19 protein-coding genes are annotated in these 21,853 nt (G+C 70.2%); 13 read left to right on the top strand and 6 right to left on the bottom strand.

Features of this window, described 5'->3' with window-relative positions; all coding sequences use genetic code 11:
* Positions 1–11 precede the first annotated feature (11 nt).
* The 9 genes from ispG to DSX2_RS15250 all read left to right on the top strand — a co-directional run bounded on the left by ispG (position 12) and on the right by DSX2_RS15250 (position 10,616).
* Positions 12–1,109, top strand: coding sequence for a flavodoxin-dependent (E)-4-hydroxy-3-methylbut-2-enyl-diphosphate synthase (gene ispG, locus DSX2_RS15290; protein WP_020881902.1), 1,098 nt, complete (start codon positions 12–14; stop codon positions 1,107–1,109).
* Between the two features lie 24 nt (positions 1,110–1,133).
* The gene (locus tag DSX2_RS15285; RefSeq protein ID WP_020881901.1) at positions 1,134–2,879 is read left to right on the top strand and encodes a proline--tRNA ligase; all 1,746 of its coding nucleotides are present in this window, start codon (positions 1,134–1,136) and stop codon (positions 2,877–2,879) included.
* Between the two features lie 9 nt (positions 2,880–2,888).
* Positions 2,889–4,451 (top strand): ATP-binding protein, encoded by a 1,563-nt coding sequence (locus DSX2_RS15280; protein ID WP_020881900.1) that lies wholly within the window; start codon positions 2,889–2,891, stop codon positions 4,449–4,451.
* A gap of 17 nt (positions 4,452–4,468) precedes the next feature.
* Complete coding sequence (xseA, locus tag DSX2_RS15275) at positions 4,469–5,881, top strand: exodeoxyribonuclease VII large subunit (RefSeq protein WP_020881899.1); 1,413 nt, start codon at positions 4,469–4,471, stop codon at positions 5,879–5,881.
* On the top strand, positions 5,878–6,801 hold the full coding sequence (locus DSX2_RS15270) for a M23 family metallopeptidase (RefSeq protein ID WP_020881898.1): 924 nt from the start codon (positions 5,878–5,880) through the stop codon (positions 6,799–6,801). The genes xseA and DSX2_RS15270 overlap by 4 nt, the downstream gene beginning before the upstream one ends.
* Positions 6,802–6,838: 37 nt before the next feature.
* Positions 6,839–7,093 (top strand): exodeoxyribonuclease VII small subunit, encoded by a 255-nt coding sequence (gene xseB, locus DSX2_RS15265; RefSeq protein WP_020881897.1) that lies wholly within the window; start codon positions 6,839–6,841, stop codon positions 7,091–7,093.
* Positions 7,090–7,983, top strand: coding sequence for a polyprenyl synthetase family protein (locus DSX2_RS15260; protein ID WP_020881896.1), 894 nt, complete (start codon positions 7,090–7,092; stop codon positions 7,981–7,983). The genes xseB and DSX2_RS15260 overlap by 4 nt, the downstream gene beginning before the upstream one ends.
* A complete protein-coding gene (gene dxs, locus DSX2_RS15255) occupies positions 7,980–10,025 on the top strand; it encodes a 1-deoxy-D-xylulose-5-phosphate synthase (protein ID WP_020881895.1) in 2,046 nt (681 codons plus the stop codon). Before DSX2_RS15260 ends, dxs begins: the two co-directional genes overlap by 4 nt.
* Before the next feature lie 66 nt (positions 10,026–10,091).
* Complete coding sequence (locus DSX2_RS15250) at positions 10,092–10,616, top strand: DUF333 domain-containing protein (RefSeq protein ID WP_020881894.1); 525 nt, start codon at positions 10,092–10,094, stop codon at positions 10,614–10,616.
* Positions 10,617–10,637: 21 nt separating this feature from the next.
* Here DSX2_RS15250 and DSX2_RS15245 read toward each other — a convergent pair whose 3' ends face one another.
* The 4 genes from DSX2_RS15245 to DSX2_RS15230 form a co-directional block, all read right to left on the bottom strand.
* Positions 10,638–12,335 (bottom strand): long-chain fatty acid--CoA ligase, encoded by a 1,698-nt coding sequence (locus DSX2_RS15245; protein ID WP_035042806.1) that lies wholly within the window; start codon positions 12,333–12,335, stop codon positions 10,638–10,640.
* A gap of 350 nt (positions 12,336–12,685) precedes the next feature.
* Positions 12,686–13,510, bottom strand: a complete 825-nt coding sequence (locus tag DSX2_RS15240; protein ID WP_020881892.1) for an SPOR domain-containing protein — start codon at positions 13,508–13,510, stop codon at positions 12,686–12,688.
* A gap of 1 nt (position 13,511) precedes the next feature.
* Complete coding sequence (argS, locus tag DSX2_RS15235; RefSeq protein ID WP_020881891.1) at positions 13,512–15,164, bottom strand: arginine--tRNA ligase; 1,653 nt, start codon at positions 15,162–15,164, stop codon at positions 13,512–13,514.
* A 3-nt stretch (positions 15,165–15,167) separates the two neighbouring features.
* Complete coding sequence (locus DSX2_RS15230) at positions 15,168–16,151, bottom strand: ACP S-malonyltransferase (RefSeq protein WP_020881890.1); 984 nt, start codon at positions 16,149–16,151, stop codon at positions 15,168–15,170.
* A gap of 189 nt (positions 16,152–16,340) precedes the next feature.
* Between DSX2_RS15230 and DSX2_RS15225 the strand changes: the two genes are divergently transcribed.
* A complete protein-coding gene (locus DSX2_RS15225; protein ID WP_020881889.1) occupies positions 16,341–17,042 on the top strand; it encodes a 16S rRNA (guanine(527)-N(7))-methyltransferase RsmG in 702 nt (233 codons plus the stop codon).
* Here DSX2_RS15225 and DSX2_RS15220 read toward each other — a convergent pair.
* The gene (locus DSX2_RS15220; protein WP_020881888.1) at positions 17,003–17,221 is read right to left on the bottom strand and encodes a hypothetical protein; all 219 of its coding nucleotides are present in this window, start codon (positions 17,219–17,221) and stop codon (positions 17,003–17,005) included. The genes DSX2_RS15225 and DSX2_RS15220 overlap by 40 nt on opposite strands.
* Before the next feature lie 96 nt (positions 17,222–17,317).
* On the bottom strand, positions 17,318–17,785 hold the full coding sequence (locus tag DSX2_RS15215) for a 23S rRNA (pseudouridine(1915)-N(3))-methyltransferase RlmH (RefSeq protein WP_020881887.1): 468 nt from the start codon (positions 17,783–17,785) through the stop codon (positions 17,318–17,320).
* Positions 17,786–17,929: 144 nt separating this feature from the next.
* On the opposite strand from DSX2_RS15215, the gene DSX2_RS15210 reads away from it, so the two are divergent.
* The 3 genes from DSX2_RS15210 (at position 17,930) to DSX2_RS15200 (ending at position 21,823) form a co-directional block, all read left to right on the top strand.
* On the top strand, positions 17,930–18,529 hold the full coding sequence (locus DSX2_RS15210; RefSeq protein ID WP_020881886.1) for a DUF4390 domain-containing protein: 600 nt from the start codon (positions 17,930–17,932) through the stop codon (positions 18,527–18,529).
* 15 nt (positions 18,530–18,544) lie between these two features.
* Complete coding sequence (locus DSX2_RS15205) at positions 18,545–20,785, top strand: PAS domain-containing sensor histidine kinase (protein WP_020881885.1); 2,241 nt, start codon at positions 18,545–18,547, stop codon at positions 20,783–20,785.
* Positions 20,786–20,902: 117 nt separating this feature from the next.
* Positions 20,903–21,823: a TIGR01777 family oxidoreductase gene (locus tag DSX2_RS15200; protein ID WP_020881884.1), complete on the top strand. Its 921-nt coding sequence runs from the start codon at positions 20,903–20,905 to the stop codon at positions 21,821–21,823.
* Positions 21,824–21,853: the final 30 nt, after the last annotated feature.

Genomic DNA, 21,853 nt, shown 5'->3' with positions numbered 1-21,853 from the left:
GCCCGGAGGCCATGCTTATCACCGCTCCCACCCGTCGCCCCACGCGAGCCGTCCGTCTCGGGCCCTATCTGATCGGCGGAGACAACCCCATACGCGTGCAGTCGATGTGCAACACCGACACGCGCGACGTGCCCGCCACCCTGGCGCAGATCGCCCGCCTCGCCGCGGCCGGCTGCGAGATCGTGCGTCTGGCCGTGATCGACGAGCAGGCCGCCGAGGCCCTGGCCGAGATCGTGGCCGCCACCGACGTGCCCCTGGTCGCGGACATCCACTTCGACCACCGCCTGGCGGTCATGGCCGCGGAGGCCGGGGTCAAGGGGCTGCGCATCAACCCCGGCAACATCGGCGGCGAGGAAAAGGTGGACCGCGTGGTGGCCGCGGCGCGCGCGCACGGCCTGCCCATCCGCATCGGCGTGAATTCCGGCTCGGTGGAGAAGACGCTCCTCGCCCGCTTCGGCGGCCCCACGCCCGAGGCCATGGTGGAGAGCGCGCTCGGCCACGTGGCCATGCTCGAGAGGCGGGGCTTCTCGGAGATAAAGATCTCGCTCAAGTCCTCCTCGGTCACGGACACCATCGCCGCCTACCGGCTCATGTCCTCGCGCGCGGACTACCCGCTGCACATAGGCGTGACCGAGGCCGGGACCCTGCTTCGCGGCTCGGTGAAGTCGGCTGTGGGGCTCGGCGTGCTGCTCGCGGACGGCATCGGCGACACGCTGCGCGTCTCGCTGACGCACGACCCGGTGGCCGAGATGGACGTGGCCTGGGAGATCTTGCGCTCGCTGAACATCCGGGCGCGCGGGCCGGAGATAATTTCCTGCCCCACCTGCGGCCGCACGGAGATAGACCTCATCGCCCTGGCCTCGGCCGTGGAGGAGCGGCTGCGCACCGTGCCCGAGGTCTTCAAGGTCGCGGTCATGGGCTGCGTGGTCAACGGCCCGGGCGAGGCCCGCGAGGCCGACATCGGCGTGGCGGGCGGACGCGGCAAGGCGGTGGTCTTCCGCAAGGGCGAGGTCGTGAAGAGCCTGCGCGGCTCCTTCGACGACCTGCTGGCCGGATTCATGGCGGAGCTCGACAGATTTCTGGAAGAACGGACACAAAGCGGCATCTAACGCGGTATTCTCGAGGAGACATTCATGCGTTTCAGCAGGCTCTACGCCCCCACGCTCAAGGAGGCGCCCCGCGACGCCGAGGTGGTCAGCCACAAGCTGCTCGCCCGCGCCGGCTACATCCGCCAGCTCACCAGCGGCATCTACACCTTCCTGCCCCTGGGACTGCGCGCCCTGAACAAGGTGGCGGACATCGTGCGCGAGGAGATGGTCCGCGCGGGCGCCCAGGAGGTCCTGCTGCCCATGGTCCAGCCCTCCGAACTCTGGAAGGAGACCGGCCGCTGGGAGTTCTACGGCAAGGAGCTGCTGCGCTTCCATGACCGCAAGGACTCCGAGTTCTGCCTCGGTCCCACGCACGAGGAGGTCATCACCGACCTCGTGCGCAACGAGGTCCGCTCCTACAGGCAGCTGCCCCTGAACCTCTTCCAGGTGCAAACCAAGTTCCGCGACGAGATCAGGCCCCGCTTCGGCCTCATGCGCTGCCGCGAGTTCGTGATGAAGGACGCCTACTCCTTCGACCGCGACGACGCGGGCGCGGACGTCTCCTACAAGGGGATGTACGACGCCTACACCCGCGCCTTCCGCCGCCTGGGGCTGCGCTTCAAGGCCGTTGAGGCGGACAGCGGCTCCATCGGCGGCAACTTCTCGCACGAATTCATGGTCCTGGCCGCCACCGGCGAGGACACCATCGCGGCCTGCACGGCCGAGGGCTGCGACTACGCGGCCAACCTGGAGAAGGCCGAGGCCGTCTGCGCCGAGGCGTCCGCCGCCGAGCCCTGCCCGCCGCACCGCCTGGTGCCCACGCCCGGGCAGCACACGGTGGAGGAGGTGGCCGCCTTCCTCGGCCTGCCCGCCGCGAAGATACTCAAGACGCTGCTCTTCGACGTGGACGGCGCGGCCGTGGCCGCCCTGGTGCGCGGCGACCGCGAGCTGAACGAGATCAAGCTGAAGAACGCCCTGGGCGCGACCGACGTGCGGCTCGCCACCCCGGAGCAGGTCGAGGCCTGGACCAAGGCCCCCGTGGGCTTCGCCGGGCCGGTCGGCCTTTCCGTCTCGCGCCTGGTCGCGGACCGCGAGCTGTGCGGCGCCACCGGCCTCGTGGCCGGGGCAAACGCGGCCGACGCCCACCTCGTGGACGTGGACCTCGCCCGCGACGCGAAGGTGGACCTCTTCGCGGACCTGCGCAGCGTCACCGAGGGCGACCTCTGCCCCCGCTGCCGCACGGCCCTGACGCTGACCAAGGGCATCGAGGTCGGCCACGTCTTCAAGCTGGGCCTCAAGTACTCCAAGGCCATGAACGCCACCTTCCTCGACGAGGACGGCAAGGAACGGGTCATGGTCATGGGCTGCTACGGCATCGGCGTCTCGCGCATCGTGGCCGCGGCCATCGAGCAGAACCACGACGACGACGGCCTCATGATGCCCCCGACCATCGCGCCCTTCGAGGTCGCGCTGATCGCCCTCGCGGGCAAGGACGCGGCCGTGGCCGCGCGGGCCGAGGACCTCTGCCGCGAGCTCGAGGCCGCGAGCCTGCAGGTGCTGCTCGACGACCGCGACGAGCGCCCCGGCGTGAAGTTCAAGGATGCCGACCTGATCGGCCTGCCCATCCAGCTCGTGCTGGGCGGCAAGGGGCTCGAGCGCGGCGTCATCGAAGCCAAGTGCCGCAAGACCGGCACCAAGACCGAACTGCCCCTGGATGGCTTCGCCCAGGCCTTCGCCGAATTCAGGGCGGACGTCTGGAAGTCCTGGGGGCTCGCGCGGCCGGGAGAATAGGAGAGCGCAGTGGAGAAGGAGTCCGGACGGCGCGTCGATCTGGCGCGGGCGGTGTTCGAGCACGCGCCCGTGGGCCTCGTCCTGCTCTCGGCCGGGGGCAGGATACGGGACGTCTGCCGCGAGGCGGCGGCGCTGCTCGGACTCCCCGGCGCCGAGCTGATCGGCAGGCGCTTCGACGAACTCCTGGTGGCGGGCGACCGCGAGCGCCTCGCCGCCCATCTGGCGGCGGCGGGCCTGCGCGAGCGGCCGACCCTGGAGGTGCTGACCCTGACGGGCCCCGCGGACCGGGTCGTGCGCATGCACACCACGGTCCTGCCGCCCGACGCCGCGGAAGGCGAGTTTCTCTACCACTGCGCCCTGGTGGACTTCACCGAACAGCAGCGCCTGGAGCAGGAGCTGGACAGCGCCCGGCGCGAGGCCGAGGAGGCGTCGCGCGCCAAGAACCGCTTCCTGGCCAACATGAGCCACGAGATGCGCACGCCGCTGAACGGCATCCTGGGGCTCCTGGAGCTGACGCTGAAGACCGAGCTCACGGACGTGCAGCGCGAGAACCTGCGCATGGTGCGCGACTCCGGCCGCAACCTGCTGACGATCATCAACGACATTTTGGACATCACCAAGATCGAATCCGGCATGATGGGCCTCGTGCCCGAGCTCTTCGACCTCGACCGGGTGCTCTCCACCACGGCCCGCATGTTCTCCATAGAGAGCCGGGCCAAGGGGCTGGAGCTGCGCTACGTGAAGTCGCTCGAGACGCCTCAGGAGCTCTACGGAGACCCGGTGCGGCTGCGCCAGGTGCTGGCCAATCTCGTGGGCAACGCCATCAAGTTCACGGAGAGCGGAGCGGTGGAGATAGAGGCCAAGCCCTGGCCCTGCCCGGACGACCACGAGAACCGCGCCTGCCTGCTCTTCGAGGTGCGCGACACGGGCTGCGGCATCGAGAAAGGGCTGCAGGCCTCCATCTTCGACTCCTTCGCCCAGGCCGACACCTCCTTTTCGCGGCGCTACCAGGGCGCGGGCCTCGGGCTCGCCATCTGCAAGCGCCTCGTGGACCTCATGGGCGGCGAGATCTGGGTGGAGAGCGAGCCCGGAAAAGGCTCGACCTTCTTCTTCACCGCGGCCTTCGAGCTGGCCCGGCCCGCGCCCCTGGCCGCGGGCACCGGGGCGGCGCTCGGCGGGATCAAGCTGCCGTCCCTGCGCATCCTCCTGGCCGAGGACAACCGCGTGAACCAGGTCTTCGCCCGCCGCGCCCTGGAGATGGAGGGCCATCAGGTGGTCTGCGCCTCAAGCGGCAAGGAGGCCCTTTCCGCTCTCACGCGTCGCGGCCCCTTCGACCTCGTGCTCATGGACATCCAGATGCCCGAGCTCGACGGCGTGGAGGCCACGCGCCTCATCCGCTCGGACGCGAGCGGCGCCTTCGATCCGAACGTGCCCATCATCGCCCTGACAGCCTACGCCATGAAGGGCGACCGCGACCGCTTCCTGCAGGCGGGCATGAACGACTACATCAGCAAGCCTTTCGACACGGCCGACCTGGCCGAGGTCATCGGCAGGGTCATGCTCCGGCCCTGAGCCGGAGAGGGGCGCGCATGGCGCACGTCTTCACGGTCCGCGAACTGACCCAGGCCCTGCGCGACGTGGTGGAGGGCAACTTCCCCCTGGTCTGGGTGCGCGGCGAGATCGCCAACCTGGCCCGGCCGGGCTCCGGACACACCTATTTCACGCTCAAGGACGCCGAGTCCGTGCTCTCCGTGGTCTGGTTCCGCCAGACGCGCGAGGCCGCGCGCCCGGGCGGCATCCACCCCCTGACCGGCGAGGTCTGCGAGGCCGGGCCCGCAAATCTTGCGGACGGGCTCTCCGTGCTCGTGGCCGGGCGGCTGACCGTCTACCCGCCGCGCGGTGCCTATCAGCTGGTGGCCGAGCTCGTGGAGGAGCAGGGCGTGGGGCGGCTCGCCGTGGCCTTCGAGGCGCTGAAGCGCGAGCTCGCGGGGCTCGGGTATTTCGACGAGGAGCGCAAGATGCGCGTGCCGCACGACCCGCGCCGCGTGGTGCTGATCACCGCGCCGGGCGGGGCCGCTGTGCGCGACTTCCTGCGCATCGCCTCCGAGGGCGGGGCCGGGGCCGAGATACGCATCCTGCCCGTGCTCGTGCAGGGCGAGCAGGCGCCCGCGCAGATCGCCCGCGCCCTGGACCGGGCCGCGGACGAGGGCTGGGCCGAAGTGGTCTGCCTGCTGCGCGGCGGCGGCTCGCTCGAGGATCTTTGGGCCTTCAACACGCGCGAGGTGGCCGACGCCGTCCATCGCTGCACCCTGCCCGTGGTGAGCGGCGTGGGCCACGAGGTGGACGTGACCATCGCGGACCTGGTGGCCGACCGCCGCGCGGCCACGCCCACGCACGCCGCGCAGGGGTTGTGGACGCCGCGCCGGGTGCTGGCGCAGCGCCTGGACGAGGCCGTGCAGGCCCTCACGGCCACGGGCGGCACGTTCCTGGCCGAGCGCGAACGGCGCTATGCCGAGCTTCGGCGGGCGCTCTACTGGCTCTCGCCCGCGCGGACACTCGAGCGGCTGGCCGAGCGCTTCGCCGAGCTCGAGCAGCGGCTGCCCAGGGCCGCGAACGGATTTCTCGCCGCGCGCGCGGGCGCGCAGGAGGCCCTGGCCGCGCGGCTTCTGCGCGCCTTCGGGCCGCAGGAGACGGAGCGCCGCGAGGAGCGGCTTTCGGTCCTCTCCCAGCGCCTTGCGCGCGGGACCGCGACGTGGCTCTCCGGTCGCGAGGCGGCGCTCGACGGACTCGCGACGCGCCTTCGCGCCGCAAGCCCCGAGGCGCCGCTCGCGCGCGGCTACGGCCTCGTGCGCGTGCGGCGCACCGGCCGCTTCCTGCGCGCGCCGGACGACGTGGCGCCGGGTGAGATGCTGGACATCCGCGTGCAGCACGGCGAGGTCGCGGCCGTGGTTGCGCCCGCGGACGATTCGGGGGACGAAGACACGACCGGACGGGAATCATGATCATTTCGCGCTGCCGCTTGACCGGCTTTTCATCCTTTCTCTGCGCCTTCCTTCTGCTGCTCGGCACGCTCTGCTGCGCGCCGAGCGCCGCCCGTGCGCAGCCCGTGCTGGAGGCACCGGACAGAATCGGCCTGGGCGAGCCCTTCCTGGTGAGCCTCGTCTCGCGCGCGCCGCTCGAGGCGGTGCACGTGCGCTGGCTCGGCGAGGAGGTGCCGCTGGACGTGCGCCAGGCCCGGGACGGCTGGCTGGGCGAGGCCCTGCTCGGCACGGACGTGGGCAAGGACACGGCGGGCGTGCAGAGCATCGAGGTTTCGGGCGTGGAGGGGACCAAGGCCTTCTCCCTGCGCGCCCAGGTGAGCGTGGTGGAGCGCGACTACCCGGTGGAGGCGTTGACCCTGCCCAAGAAGATGGTCAGCCCGCCCTCATCGGTCATGGCGCGCATCGAGCGCGAGCACGAGGCGGTGCACGAGGCCCTGGCGACCATGACCCGCAGCCGCCTGTGGAGCCTGCCCCTGGTCCGGCCGGTGCCCGGCTCCACGGGCAGCGTCTACGGGCTCAGGCGCGTGCTGAACGGCAAGCCGCGCTCCCCCCACAGAGGGGTGGACTTTCACGCGCCCCAGGGTCAGAGTGTCGATGCCGTGGCCGCCGGCAGGGTCGTGCTGGTCGGCGAGCACTACTTCGCGGGGCGAAGCGTCTACGTGGACCACGGCGAGGGCGTGGTGAGCATGTATTTCCATCTGTCCAAGGTGCTCGTCCGCGAGGGCGAGGTCGTGGACCGGGGACAGGCCGTGGGCCTGGTCGGGGCCACCGGCCGGGTGACCGGCCCGCATCTGCATTTCGGCCTCTGCCTGCAGGGCCGGTGCGTGGACCCGCTGCCGCTCATGGAGAAAGCCTCCGACACGCGGCAGGCCGCGCAATAGGCCGCGCCCGCGGGAAAGACACGAGGATCGGGGACCTATGAGCGAGAACGCGGAGAATTTCGAGAAGCGCCTGGAGCGGCTCGGCGCCATCGTCGAGCGTCTGGAGCAGGGCGAGCTGCCCCTTGAGCAGGGCGTGGCCCTGTACAAGGAGGGGCTGGCCCTGGCCAAGGCCTGCCGCGAACAGCTGGACGCGGCCAGGAACGAGGTGCGCATCTACCAGGACGGCCTGCTCAAGGATTTCGCAAACGCCGACTCGGCCGGGGCCGAGGGCGCAGGAGGGGTAGGGGAGTGACGCTTTCCGTGAAAGAGGAACTGGCCCAGGAAGCGGCCAGGGTCGAGACCTGGCTGGCCGGCTGCCTGGCCGGGCGCAAGATTCCCCCGCGCCTGCGCGAGGCCATGGACTACAGCCTGGCCGCGGGCGGCAAGCGGCTGCGTCCCGTGCTCTGCCTGATCTTCACCGAGCTGTGCGGCGGGCGCGTCGAGGCGGCCATGCCCTTCGCCTGCGCCTTCGAGCTGATCCACACCTATTCCCTGATCCACGACGACCTGCCCGCCATGGACGACGACGATCTTCGGCGCGGCAAGCCCTCGAACCACAAGGTCTTCGGCGAGGCCACGGCCATCCTGGCCGGAGACGGCCTGCTCACCGAGGCCTTCACCTGCATGTTCGAGAGCGCCCGGGAGATCCCGGCGGGACGGGTGCTCGACGCCGCCCGGCTGCTGGCCGTGGCCGCGGGCGCGGGCGGCATGGTCGGCGGCCAGGCCCTGGACATGGAGTACACCGGTGCCGCGGACATCGAGCTTTCGCAGCTCTCGGGCATGCACGCCATGAAGACCGGCGCGCTCATCCGCGCGGCCTGCGAGTCCGGCGCGGTCCTGGCCGGAGCGGACGAGGAGCGCCGCATCCTGGCGCGCGACTTCGGCATCCATCTCGGCGCGGCGTTCCAGATCGTGGACGACATCCTGGACGTGGTGGGCGACGAGAAGGCGCTGGGCAAGCCCGTGGGCAGCGACGAGGCCCAGGGCAAGCACACCTACCCGAGCCTCGTGGGACTGGACCGCAGCCGCTGCCTGGCCGAGGAGCGGGTGGCCGCCGCACTCTCCTGCCTCGAGACCTTTCACGGGCCGCGCGCGGATTTTCTGCGCCGCCTGACCCGGTACATCGTGGAGCGTGTGCAGTGAGCAAGGCTTTGAACAAGATGGGGACCGCCGCCGCGGCGGAGCAACCGCAGAAGAAGCCCGCCGCCCGTCCGGCCGCCGTCCGGCCCGTTGCGCAAGGCGGCGGACAGCCCGCCGGGCAGGCCCCGGGCAGGCCCGCTGCGCCCAAGAAGCCGCTCCTGGACAGTGTGGCCCTGCCCCAGGGCGTGCGCGACCTCTCCGTGGAGGATCTTTCCCGGCTGGCCGAGGAGATCCGGGCGCTGATCATCGACACCGTGTCGCACACGGGCGGGCATCTCGCGCCCGGGCTCGGCGTGGTCGAGCTGACCCTCGCCCTTTACAATGTCTTCGATCCCCAGAACGACCGCTTCGTCTGGGACGTGGGACACCAGGCCTACGCCCACAAGATCCTCACCGGCAGGCGCTCGCGCTTCGCCACCCTGCGCCGCCACGGCGGCCTGTCCGGCTTCCCGCGGCCCGAGGAGAGCCCGCTCTACGACCATTTCGGCGTGGGACACTCCTCCACCTCCATCTCCGCTGCGCTCGGCATGGCCGTGGCGCGCGACCTCTCGGGCGGGCGCAACAAGGTGCTCGCGGTCATCGGCGACGGCTCCATGACGGCCGGGCTGGCCTACGAGGGGCTGAACCAGGCGGGCGGCATGGAGCGCGACCTCATCGTCGTGCTCAACGACAACGAGATGTCCATCTCCAAGAACGTGGGCGCGCTCTCCTCCTTCCTCTCGCGCAACCTCTCCACGCCGTGGATGATGCGCCTGAAGAAGGACGTGGAGCAGCGGCTGCGCACCTTCGGCCGCATCGGCGAGGAGCTTGCCGCCCTGGCCCGGCGCGGCGAGGATTCCTTCAAGCATTTCTTCACCCCGGGCACGTTGTTCCAGTCCTTCGGCTTCAACTACCTCGGCCCCATCGACGGCCACGACCTGCGCGAGATGATCAGCGTCTTCGAGCAGGTGAAGGAGCTCTCCGGCCCCACCCTGGTCCACGTGCTGACCAAGAAGGGCAAGGGCTACGAGCCCGCCGAGAGCAACCCGAGCTATTTCCACGGCGTGGGCTGCTTCGAGCCCGAGACGGGCAAGGCCGTGAAGTTCGCGGGCTGCTCCCTGCCGTCCTACACCGAGGTCTTCGGCCGGGCCCTGTGCGAGCTGGCCGCGCGCGAGAAGCGCATCGTGGCCATCACCGCGGCCATGCCCGAGGGCACCGGGCTCTCCCGCTTCGCCGACGAGTTCCCCGACCGCTTCGTGGACGTGGGCATCTGCGAGCAGCACGCCGTGACCTTCGCGGCGGGGCTGGCCAAGGAGGGGTACAGGCCCGTGGTGGCCATCTACTCCACCTTCCTGCAGCGCTCCTACGACCAGATCGTGCACGACGTCTGCCTGCAGAACCTGCCCGTGACCCTCTGCCTGGACCGAGGCGGCCTGGTGGGCGAGGACGGGGCCACGCACCACGGCGTCTTCGACCTCTCCTATCTGCGCCACGTGCCGAACATGGTGGTCATGGCCCCCAAGGACGAGGCCGAGCTACGCGACATGCTGGCCACGGCCCTGGCCCACGAAGGCCCGGTGGCCGTGCGCTACCCGCGCGGCGTGGGCGTGGGTGCGGACATCTCCGGCCCCATGCGCGTCCTGCCCCTGGGCAAGGGCGAGCTCCTGCGCGACGGCGAGGATTTCGCGGACGCCTGCATCCTGGCCGCGGGCAGCCGCGTGCATCCCTCCCTCGAGGCCGCCGAGGAGCTGGAGCAGGCCGCCGGAAAGAAGGTCGCGGTCTTCAACGCCCGCTTCGTGAAGCCCCTCGACGAGGAGGCCATCCTCGCCCTGGCCGCGCGTTTCCCGAAGATACTGACCGTGGAGGAGAACGCCCTGGCCGGGGGCTTCGGCTCGGCCGTGCTGGAGCTCCTCGCGGACAAGGGCGATCTGTCCTCGGTGCGGGTGAAGCGCCTCGGCCTGCCGGACCACTTCGTGGAGCACGGCACCCAGAAGGAGCTGCGCGCCGAGACCGGGCTCGACAAGAACGGCATCCGCGCCGCCCTGGAAGAGCTGCTTCAGGCCTGATTTTTACGCCGCCGGACACCCTGCGGCCCGGGCGCGCCCCGGGCCGTGACAACCGGGGAGCACGCCATGACGCGCCTTCGTTTGCACGCCGCACGCCTCGTCCTGCTCGCTGCGGCCCTCTGCCTTGCCGCCGCCTGCGGAGCCGGACAGGGCACGACCGCCGCCAATACATCCGCCCAGACATCAGGCAATACATCCGGCCGGACATCCGCCCAGACATCCGCGCAGACTTCGGCCCGGCCCGCGCCGCAGGAGTCCCCGCTCGGGATCGCCAACCCGGCCTCGGTCTACTGCGCCGAGCACGGCGGCCGTCTCGTCATCCGCACGCGCGGCGACGGCGGACAGTACGGCGTCTGTCTCTTCGAGGACAACAGGCAGTGCGAGGAGTGGGCCTTCTTCCGGGGCGAGTGCCCCTACGGAGGGCGCAAGATCACGGGCTATCTGGACGGCACGGCAGAGGGCGAGGCCAGGGCGCTGTGCGCCATCCGGGGCGGGAAGCTGACCGGGCTCGGCACGTCCGCGGCGACCTGCACGCTGCCCGGCCGTTCGGCCTGTCCGGCCATAGACCTCTGGTACGGCCGCTGCCCGTAGCCTCCGTTTCCTGAACGGTTCTCAGTCCCCGCTCTTCTCGCGTCTGGCGACTTCCTCGTCGCGCAGCGCGCGCCGCAGCACCTTGCCGACCAGGGTCTTGGGCAGCTCGTCGCGGAACTCCACGTCGCGCGGGACTTTGTAGCTCGCGAGCTTCTCCCTGCACCAGGCGATGACCTCGTGGCGGGTGAGCTCCTCGCCCTCGTGGGGCACGATGAAGGCCTTGATGGCCTCGCCGCGCGTGCGGTGGGGGATGCCCACGGCCACGGCTTCCTTGATCTTGGGGTGCGCGTAGAGGACCTCGTCGATCTCGCGCGGGTAGACGTTGTAGCCGCCGACCAGGATCATGTCCTTCTTGCGGTCCACGATGCTGAAGTAGCCTTCCTCGTCCATGACCGCGATGTCGCCGGTGTACAGCCAGCCGTTCCTGAGCGTCGAGGCGGTCTCGTCCGGCCTGTTCCAGTACCCCTTCATGACCTGCGGCCCGCGGATGACCAGCTCGCCCGCCTTGCCCGCCGGCAGGGGCTCGGGCCCCCCGCCGTCCATGTCCACCACGCGCGAGTCCGTGTCCGGGAAGGGCAGGCCTATGGAGCCCTCCTTGCGCACTCCGTTCAGCGGATTCAGGTGCGTCACGGGCGAGGCCTCGGTCAGGCCGTAGCCTTCGAGGATCTCCGCGCCGGTGATCTCCTTGAAGCGGCGCAGGAGCTCGTGGGGCATGGGCGCGGAGCCGGAGACGCAGTAGCGCAGCGCGCTCCAGTCCGCCTCGGCGAACTCCTTTTGCTGCATGAGCGCCAGGTACACGCTCGGCGCGCCGGGGAAGATGGTCGGACGCACGCGGTTGACCGTCGCGAGCACGTCGCGCGGGTCGAAGCGGGCGAAGGGCACCAGGGTGGCGCCCACGGAGATGGGAAAGTTCAGGCAGACCGTGAGGCCGTAGACGTGGAAGTAGGGCAGGACGCCGAGGAAGACCTCGGAATGCTGGCCCACGGCGTGCAGGATGCCCTGGATCTGGGTGACGTTGGCGTTCAGGTTGGCGTGGGTGATCATGCACCCCTTGGCCCGGCCCGTGGTGCCGCCCGTGTACTGCAGGAGCGCCAGGTCCGTGTGGGGCAGGATGTTCGGGGCCGAGTAGCGCCCGCTGCTCTTCACGAGGTCGCGCCAGCGCACCGTGGCCTTGCCGTCGTAGGGCACGTGCACGTGCTTCTTCTCGCGCCAGAGCTTTATGCGCGCCAGCCAGTCCATGGGAAAGGAGAGGGCGTCGGGGATGGTCGTGACGTGGATCGTGTCGAGCCCGAGCGTGTCGCGCAGCGGCGCGATCTTGGGCCAGAGCAGGTCCAGGGTGATCATGTGCCGCGAGCCGGAGTCCGGGATCTGGTGCACGAGCTCGTGTTCCATGGACAGCGGATTGACCATGACCACCACGGCCCCTGCCTTGAGCACCGCCCAGTAGGCGATGACGGTCTGGGGCAGGTTGGGCAGCATGAGGGCCACGCGGTCGCCCCGGCGCACTCCGCGCTCCCGCAGGTTGTGGGCCATGACCTCGGCCAGCCGCCTGAGTTCGCCGTAGCGCAGGGTGGTGTTCTTGAAGATGACCGCCGTGCGGTCGGGGTGCGCGTCGGCCGAGCGGTCGAGCCAGGTGAAGAGGGGGATGTCCTCGTAGTCGAGGTGGTGGGGCACCTCGGGATCGTAGTGGGCAAACCAGGGGCGCTCGGCGTCGCTCATGTCGTCGTTCCCTGTGTGGGGCGCGGTGCCGGACATGGGATCGTTTCGGTCGTGGGGCATGGCGTGTCGCGCGGGCTCGCCCGCGGGCGGCTGATGGTTTCGCGGGCGCGCGCCTGGAACGCTGCGGTCGCGGGGTGTCCGCCGGACGTCAGCGGGTCCCCTTTGGGCGCCCGCGGAACGTCCGGCGCGGTCGATTGCCGGTTGCCTGTGTTCTAAACGGAGGAGGGCAGGTGCGCAAGGCCGGAGGGAGGGGCCGGGGGGCGTCCCCGGCGGGCGCATGAACGGGATGCACCCGTCGGAAACCGCATGTACGTTTTGAGCGTACCGTGTGTTGTATGGCTATCCGGCGGCTAGAGCGGGGACTTGCTGCGCATGATCACGCGCGTGATGCCGATCTTGCCCAGGCGGGACTTCATCTCGTTCGTCTCGTCGGGCGTGCCGCGGAACTGCACGATGACCCTGTGCCAGGTCTTGCCCTTGATCTCGGTGCTCTCGGTCTGGGCCCAGAGTCCGGTGGACTTCACGCGCTTGACCATGGCCTCGGCCTGGGTCTTGTCCGTGAACGAGGCCACCTGGTAGATGTAGGAGAAACGCCCCTCGGCCGCGGCCTGTGTCTGCGGGGCCTGCTTCTCGGCCTGCTTCTGGGGCTGCTTCGGGGCCGGGGCGGGCGCCTTCTGCTGCGCCGCGGGGGCTTCCTTCCTGGCCGTGGGCGCGGGCTCGACCCGGGCGACCATGCTCGGCGTGGTCGTCTTCCGGGGCTCGGGCTTCTGCTGTTCGGCCTTCTGCTCGGCCTTCTGCTGCGCCCGCTGCGCGGCCTTCTGCTGCTCGGCCCGGTGGGAGTCCTGCACGGCCTCGGCCGCCTTGGGCGGCATGACCGGGGTCTTGGTCAGGGAATCCATGTAATGGAGCTCTTCCGGCTTGAGCACGCCGGTGTCGCCCTCGGACGCGGGAGGCGGCGGCGTGGGCATGATGCGCGCGATCTCGGGCACGGCCTTCTCGGGCTTGTAGCCGCGGCCGATGATCACGCCCAGCGCGAAGGCCCAGGCGACGACGAAGATGGCAAGCACGCCGAGCGCCGTGGCCTTGCCCAAGCCCAGCTCGATGGTCAGCGCGCGGCGGGGGGCCTTGCCGTTCTCCCCGCCGTTGCCGTTCTTCTTGGCCTTGTCCTGCGACATGCTACATGCGCTCCGGGGCCTCGACGCCGAGCAGCGCCAGGCCGCTCTTGATGGTTGCGGCGACCGCTTCGAGCAGGGCGAAGCGGGCGCCGGTCAGGGCCGGGGCTGCGGCGTCCAGGACCTTGTTGACCGAGTAGTAGCGGTGCAGCAGCCCGGCCAGTTCCTGCAGGTAGTAGCTCACGTGGTGCGGCGAGAGGGTCCGGGCCGCGACCTCCGCGATGTCGGGCCAGCGTTCCAGGCACTTGAGCAGGTCGAGGTCCGCCTCGGTGTCGAGCAGGGCGAGGTCGGCCCCGGCCGCGTCGATCGCGATGCCTTCTTCGGCGGCCTTGCGGCCCACGGAGGAGATGCGGGCGAAGGCGTACTGCACGTAGTAGACCGGGTTGTCCATGGACTGCTGCTTCACGAGCTCCAGGTCGAAGTCGAGCTTGCTGTCCGACTTGCGGGAGAGGAAGGTGAAGCGGGAGCTGTCCGTGCCCACCTCGCGCACCACGGCCGAGAGCTCCTCGAACTCGCCGGAGCGGGTGGACATGGCCACCTGCTGGCCGCCGCGCAGGAGGTTCACGAGCTGCACCAGGATGACCTGCAGCTGCTCGGGATCCTTGCCCATGGCCTGCACCGCCGCCTTCATGCGCGGGATGTAGCCGTGGTGGTCCGCTCCCCAGACGTCCACGACGAGGTCGAAGCCGCGCCGGAACTTGTCCAGATGGTAGGCGATGTCCGCCGCGAAGTAGGTCAGGGCGCCGGAGGACTTCCTGAGCACGCGGTCCTTGTCGTCGCCGAAGCGCGTGGTGGCGAACCACAGCGCGCCCTCCTGCTCGTAGATGAGGCCGCGCTCGGTGAGGAAGTCGAAGGCCTCCTGCACCTTGCCCGCGGCGTGCAGCGACTTCTCGGAGAAGAAGACGTCGTGGTGCACGCGGAAGTCGTCCATGTCCTTCCGGATGCCCGCCATGATGGCGTCCATGCCGTACTGGTAGCAGATTTCCCTGGCCTCCTCCTCGGGCATGTCGAGGAGCGCGCGGCCGTGCTTTTCCTGCATCACGCGGGCGTGGTCGATGATGTAGTCGCCCTTGTAGCCCTCGTCGAGCATCGGCAGGTCGGGGTCGAAGAGCTGCTGGTAGCGGCGGAAGATGGAGGCGCCGAGCAGGCGCATCTGGAGCCCGGCGTCGTTGATGTAGTATTCCGTGGTCACGTCGTGGCCGGTGAAGCGGAGGATGCGCGCCACCGAGTCGCCGATGGCGGCGCCGCGGCCGTGGCCGATGTGCAGGGGGCCGGTGGGGTTGGCCGAGACGAACTCGACCTGGACCTTGCGGCCAGCGCCCATGGCCGAGCGGCCGTACTCGCCGTTTGCCGCGCGCACGTCGGATACGGTGCGCTGCCAGAAGCCGGGCGTGAAGGTCACGTTCAGGAAGCCCGGCCCGGCCACGTCGGCCTTGGCCACGTCCGCCTCGCTCTCCTCGAGCGCCGCGGCGATCTTCTCGGCCAGGGCGCGCGGCGGCATCTTGGCCTCCTTGGTCAGGAGCATGGCCGCGTTGCAGGCCAGGTCGCCGAACTTCTTGTCCTTGGGCGGCTCAATGCTCACGCGCTCGGGCAGGGCCAGTCCGAGGCCGGAAAGGGCGCGGGAGAGGGCTTCGCTCAGAAAGGTCGTGGCGCGCATGGACTAGGCCTCCCCGCCGTCGGAAATCTCCGCGATGCGCGTCTCTATCTGCTCGGGATCGGCGCAGAAGCCGCTGGTGTAGGGCGTCTCGCCCGCGACCGCCGTGACGATGGGGTCGAGGATGGGCGAGAGCATGCGCGTGAGCACGCCCTTGGGGCCGCACTCCACGAAGCTGCGCGCGCCGAGCTCCCACATGGCGCGCACGCCCTGGGTCCAGAAGACCGAGGAGGTCATCTGCCTGGCCACGCAGGCGCGGATCTCCGCGGCCGCCTGCACCGGCGCGCCCGTGGCGTTCATGACCAGCGGGAAGGCTGCGTCGCGCACGTCGATCTTGGCCAGGGCCTTCTCGAACTCGGCAGCGGCTTCGGCCATGAGCGGGGAGTGGAAGGCGCCGGACACGGCCAGGGGCACTGCGCGGGCCTTCCTCTCCTTGGCCAGGGCGGAGGCGGCCTCGACCGCGTCGCGGTGACCGGAAATGACGAACTGGGCCGGGGTGTTGTAGTTGGCGATGCGCAGCTCCTTGCCCGTGGACTCGCGCGCGGCGGCCACGAGCTCCTCGGCGCCCGACTGGTCGACCTTGAGCAGGGCGGCCATGGCGCCGGTGCCGTCGCCCGCCTCGGACATCAGGCGGCCGCGCAGGGAAACGAGCGTGAGCACGGCGTCGATGGACAGGGCCCGGGACGCGGCCAGGGCGGCGAACTCGCCCAGCGAATGGCCCGCGGCGCACAGCGGCGCCACGCGACCGGCAAGGCCCAGGAAGACGCTCAGGTTGACCACGGTCAGGGCGGGCTGCAGCCAGCGCGTCTGCGCCATGTCGGCCTCCTCGCCCTCCCAGTAGACGGCGCGCAGCTCGGCGCCGGAAATCTTCTCCGCCTTCACCCACAGTTCCATGGCCTCGGCGTCGGCCTCGGCGATGGCGCGGCCCATGCCTTTTTCCTGGGATCCCTGGCCCGGGAAGAGGAGGGCCGTCTTCTTCGCGTCGCTCACTTTCGCTTGCTCCTTGACTGGTCTATCGGTTAGGCATCTGGCCGTCCGGACGCCCCGGAAGCCCGGGGCTGCGGCGGGGGCCGTCGTGGTCCCGGCCGTCTCGCGGCATTTTCGGACCTGATGCCCGATCATAACATTGCCGTGCGAGCGGAATAGTGGATTCCAGCCCGCCTTTCAAGGGGAATCGCCATGGCGCGCAAACAGCCCAAGCCCGCTTCGGGCGTTCAGCAAATCGCCCCGTCGGCCGCCGAAACCGCCGCCGCCATGCGCGCCCTCGGCCGCGAGCCGTCCGGGGGCGAGGCGGCCGGGCTCGCCCTCTACCTGGGCCTGCTCATGCAGTGGAGCGCGCGCATGAACCTCGTGGGCGCGCGCGACTGGCGCCGCGCCCTGTCCGAACTCGCGGCCGACTCCTGGCACCTGGCCGACTTCCTCGCGGGACATCCCCTGCTGCCCGCGAACCCGCTCTGCCTGGACCTCGGCGCAGGCGCCGGACTGCCCGGCATTCCGCTGCGCCTCTTCTGGCAGGAGGGAGAGTACCACATGGTGGAGCCGAGGGAAAAGCGGGCCCTGTTCCTGGGCGTGGCCCTGGCCAGGCTCTCCCTGCCGCGCACCCACGTCGAGCGCTGCCGGGCCGAGGAACTGCCCGAGGGGCTTCGCGGCGCGGATCTCGTCGTCTCGCGCGCCTTCATGCCCTGGCGCGAATATCTCGAGGTGGCGCGCACGCTGCTCGCGCCGGGCGGGGTCTGCGTGGTCATGGCGGGCGGGCCGCCGCCGGACGGGCCGGTGCAGGGCTGGCGGGCCTCGGAGTGCGCGGCCTATGCCGTTGAGGCCGGGGAAGGGCGCCAGGAGCGCTACTTCTGGAGCTTCACGCCCGAGGCCATCTCCAGGTAGCTGTCCTTGAAGATGACGCGGGTGGCCGTCTTGTCCGCCAGCTCGGCCAGGTCCATCAGCTGCTCGAGGAAGTCGAGGATGGCGTAGCGCCGTTCTTCCGAGGCGTCCGCGAACTCGGCTTCGAGCCTGCCGCTCTCCATGTATTCCCTGATCCGGGTCAGGTAGTCGGGATCGATCATCTCGTTTGCTCCCAGGAATTTCGTACTGTCCGGGACATGCCACAGCCCGGGGCCCCGGTCAAAGGGACGGGCCCGGGCGGCACGGCGCGGCGCAGCTCATGCGTTGTGGTAGGGGATGCCCCGCCAGATGGACACGGCGCGCCAGATCTGCTCGTAGAGGACCACGCGGGCCAGCTCGTGCGGCAGGGTCATGGGGCCGAGCGCCAGCAGGCCGCGGGCGCGGGCGCGCACGGCCTCGGCCAGGCCGTAGGGGCCGCCGAGCACGAAGACGGGCTCCTCGCCGCCCTCCACCACGTCGCGCAGGAAGTCCGCGAAGCCGACCGAGGGCATGGTGCGGCCGCGCTCGTCCAGGCAGACCACGGCGCTGCGCTCGGGGAGCCTCGCCAGGATGGCCTCGCCCTCCAGGCGCACGCGCTCCTCGGGCGGCAGCTTGGCGGGCGCGTCCTTGAGTTCCACCGCCTCGATGCGGAAGTGGCGCGAGACGAGCTTCTCGTAATGGGCGGCGGCCTCCTTCCACCAGGAGGTCTTGAGCCGTCCGACGGCGATGACGGTGATGCGCTTCATGGACGTGCCGGGCGTTCGGGGCGGTGTTTCCGGCCGGGACCCTTCGCAGGGCGCGACCGCAGGGTGGGGGAGACTAGCTTCGGCGCGGCGAGTTGTCAAAGCTCTGGGCTTCACGTAGGTTCACAGGCGCCCGGCGGACGACCGATGCAGATATCACGAATCCTTCACTCCCTTCCGGCCTCGCGCCGGTTCTTGCTAGCGCTGCTGCCGTTTTTGTGCGCGGCGCTGCTGCTCCATCCAGCGCCTGCCCGGGCGCAGCACCTGATCCTCGACCGCTTCCTCCTGGCCAACAACGCCCAGTCCGTGAGCGTGCGCTTCGGCCTGCACATCGACGACATCTCGCGCGTCGAGGAGGAGCTCGCCAACGGCGGCGAGCTCGGCCTCGTGGTCCAGGTGACGCTCAAGCGCAAGCGCACGGCCTGGGCCGACGCCACTGTGGCCCACAAGGAGCTCGTGGGGCTCGTCGGCTACGACGCGCTGAGCCGTCAGTTCCACGCCTCCCGTCCCGGCGTGGAGAAGATCCTGCGCGGTCCCTCTTTGGCTCCCCTGATAGAGAAGCTGTGGAGCGACGTGGAGCTCGACATGGCGCCGTGGAGCGTGCTCGAACGCGGCCACGACTACCTGCTCGACTTCGAGATGCGCCTTGCGCGCAAGGACGTGCCCACCTGGCTTCGGACCACGCTCTTCTTCTGGTCCTGGGACGTCATCCCGCCCACCACCTACCGCCTGGAATTCGCCTACTAGAGCGGGTGAGGGCCCATGGCGAAACGTCAGGACAGGCGAAACGACGCGCCGCAGGGCGACATGGGCCAGAACGGCGAGCCCATCCGCGTGAGCGACATCCCCACGCAGGAGCGCAAGCGCCGCCAGCGCGAACTCTGGCTGGCCGCCCTGGGCGCCCTGCTCATCGTGGCCCTGACCTGGGGCGAGCTCAAGTACATCGGCCTCGATTCCTATCTTTTCCTGCCCATCTTCAACTTCAACTTCGTCCTCCTCGCGGTCATCCTCTTCGTCGTCGTGCGCAACGTCGTGAAGCTGCTCCTGGACCGCAAGCGCCGGGTGCTCGGCTCGCGGCTGCGAACGCGCCTCGTGCTGTCCTTCATGGTCCTCACCCTGGTGCCGACGCTGCTCATGTTCGTCGTGGCCGTGCAGTACGTGCGCACCGGCATCGACTACTGGTTCCAGTCCAAGATCGAGGGCTCCATGGAGCAGTCGCTCGGGCTCGGCCAGGACATCTACGCCATCCTGCGCGAGCGTCCCCTGCTCGTGGCCCGCAGCATAGAGGCCGACATCCGCGCCCGCCGCTACACCTGGGGCGGCAGCGGCATGGACCAGTTCCTGGGCGAGAAGAAGGACCAGCTCGGGCTCGGCCTCATCGGCGTGCTCACCCCGGACAGGCGCGAGCAGAACTGGCATCAGGACCCGGACTTCGAGGGCCCCTGGCGCGAGTTCCGCGCCTCCATCGACTGGAAGGCCCTGGCCGAGGGGAGGGGCTACGTCTCGAACCTCCTCTCCGGGCCGGGCCAGGACGTCGTCGTGGCCGTGCTCGCCGTGGACAAGGGGCACACCGGCTACCTCGTGCTCGGCGAGGGGCTCGGGGCCGGCATGCTGGCCAAGATGGACCGGGTCGTGAACGGCGTGGAGGAGTACAAGAAGCTCAGGGCGCTGAAGAGCCCGCTCAAGGCGGCCCTCTACCTGACCATGGGGCTCATGACCGGCAGCATCATCCTGGGCTCGGTCTGGTTCGGCTTCCGCCTGGCCAAGGAGATTTCCGCGCCCGTGCAGGCCCTGGCCGTGGGCACGCAGCGCATCGCGCGCGGAGACCTCTCCGTGCGCCTGGAGGACAAGTCCACGGACGAGCTCGGTTTCCTGGTCCAGTCCTTCAACCGCATGGCCGAGGACCTGCAGGAGAGCCAGGAGCGGCTGACCCAGGCCAACCAGCGCCTGAACCAGCAGAACATGGAGCTCGAGGCGCGCGGCTCCTACATCGAGGCCCTGCTCAACAACATCACCGCGGCGGTCGTCTCACTGGACAGCGAGGGCCGTGTGAACACGGTCAACCGCGCGGCCGAGTCCATGCTCGGCCTGGACGCCCGCTCCCTCATCGGCCGTCCGCCCCTGGAAGGGCTGGTCGGCGAGCACAGAAGGCTCATGCAGCGCCTCATCGACATCCCCGCGACGCAGCCCGGGGGGCAGTGGCAGGAGCAGTCGCTCATCTCCCTCGGCTCGCGGGAGATGAAACTGCTCATCAACGTCGTGGAGCTCAGGCTGCCGGACGGCGGCCGGGCGGGGCTCGTGGCGCTCATCGAGGACATCACCGAGCTCGAGAAGATGCAGCGCGTGGCCGCCTGGCGCGAGGTCGCGCGGCGCATCGCGCACGAGATCAAGAACCCCCTCACGCCCATCAAGCTCTCGGCGCAGCGCCTGGAGAAGCGCTTCGGCCCGGAGATCGAGGACCCCGTGTTCCGGGAATCCACCCGGCTCATCGTGCGCCAGGTGGAGCACATGCAGGAGATGGTGCAGGAGTTCTCGGCCTTCGCCAAGCTGCCCGAGATGGTCCTGCGCCCCGGCAACCTGCGTCCGCTCCTGGAAGAGGTCGTCGCGGTCTTCTCCACGAGCCACACCGGCATCGCCTGGTCGCTCGACGCGGCCGCGGACCTGCCGCGCCTCTCCTTCGACGCCGAGGGCATGCGCCGCGTGCTCCTGAACCTGCTCGGCAACGCGGCCGAGGCCCTGCAGGGCCGGGGACACGTGGAGGTCTCGGCCTTCCACGACCCCATCCTCCGCCTGGTCGTGGTCGAGGTGCGCGACGACGGCCCAGGGCTCAGCGAGGAGGAGCGCTCGCGCATCTTCGAGCCCTATTTCTCGCGCAAGAAGGGCGGCACCGGCCTCGGCCTGACCATCGCCCGCTCCATCGTCAGCGATCACCACGGCTTTTTGCGCGTGCGCCCGAACGAGCCGAACGGCACCGTCTTCGTCATCGAGCTCCCCCTGGCCTGAACCCCGCAGAGCCCGCGCTGCATCGCTTCCCCGCATCGGAATCCGTGACAGCGAATCCGAAAGGGGCTATTTACGTCCCATGGAAAGATATCCTCCAACCGAGGACAGAGGGCCGCGATGAGGGTCGTCATCACGGGCGGCACCGGACTCATCGGCCGCCGCCTGACGGAGTCGCTGCTCGCGGACGGCGCCGAGGTCGTGGTCCTGACGCGCTCGGTGTCCAAGGTCCGCGACCTCTTCGACGGACGCGCCAGCGCCGCCCTTTGGGACGGGCGCACGGCACGGGACTGGAGCCAGCTCGTGGACGGCGCGGACGCGGTCATCAACCTGGCGGGCGCGAACATTGCCGCGGGCCGCTGGACCGCCTCCCGCAAGAAGCGCATCCTGGACAGCCGCGTCGACGCGGGCCATGCCGTGGCCGAGGCCATCCGCCGCGCCAAGAGGCGGCCCAGGGTCCTCGTGCAGGCCTCGGGCGTGGGCTATTACGGCCCGCGCGGTCTGCCCCCGGCGGACGAGTCAGACCCGGCGGGCGAAGGCTTTCTGGCCGAGGTCTGCAAGGCCTGGGAGCCGTCCACCGCCTCGGTGGAGGAGCTGGGCGTGCGCCGGGTGATCGTGCGCACCGCCGCCGTCCTGGCCCCGGAAGGGGGCGCGCTGCAGAAGATCCTGCCGCCGTTCAGGCTCGGCCTCGGCGGAGAGCTCGGCAGCGGCACGCAGGGATTCCCCTGGATCCACATCGAGGACGAGGTGGGCGCCATCCTCTTTCTCCTCGGTCGCGAGAGCGCCTCGGGCCCTTACAACCTGGCCGCTCCCGATCCCGCGGACAACGCCGCCTTCACCCGGACGCTGGCGCGCGCCCTCGGGCGGCCCGCCTTCCTGCGCGTCCCGGCCTTCGCCTTGAGGCTCCTGCTCGGCGAGATGGCGGACGGGATGCTCCTCTCCGGGCAGTTCGTCTCACCCGCGCGCCTGCGGGCCGAAGGGTACGTCTTCAGGCATCCCGACCTCGGCGAAGCACTTGAGCATATATTCGGAAAAGGATAGGCAGCGACATGAGACGACATCCCGTCTGGA

The organism is Desulfovibrio sp. X2 (assembly GCF_000422205.1).
In the GTDB taxonomy this organism is placed as follows: Bacteria; Desulfobacterota; Desulfovibrionia; order Desulfovibrionales; family Desulfovibrionaceae; genus Alkalidesulfovibrio.
The sequence above is the reverse complement of the archived record's forward strand: the minus strand, read 5'-3'. Positions and strand labels throughout refer to the sequence as shown.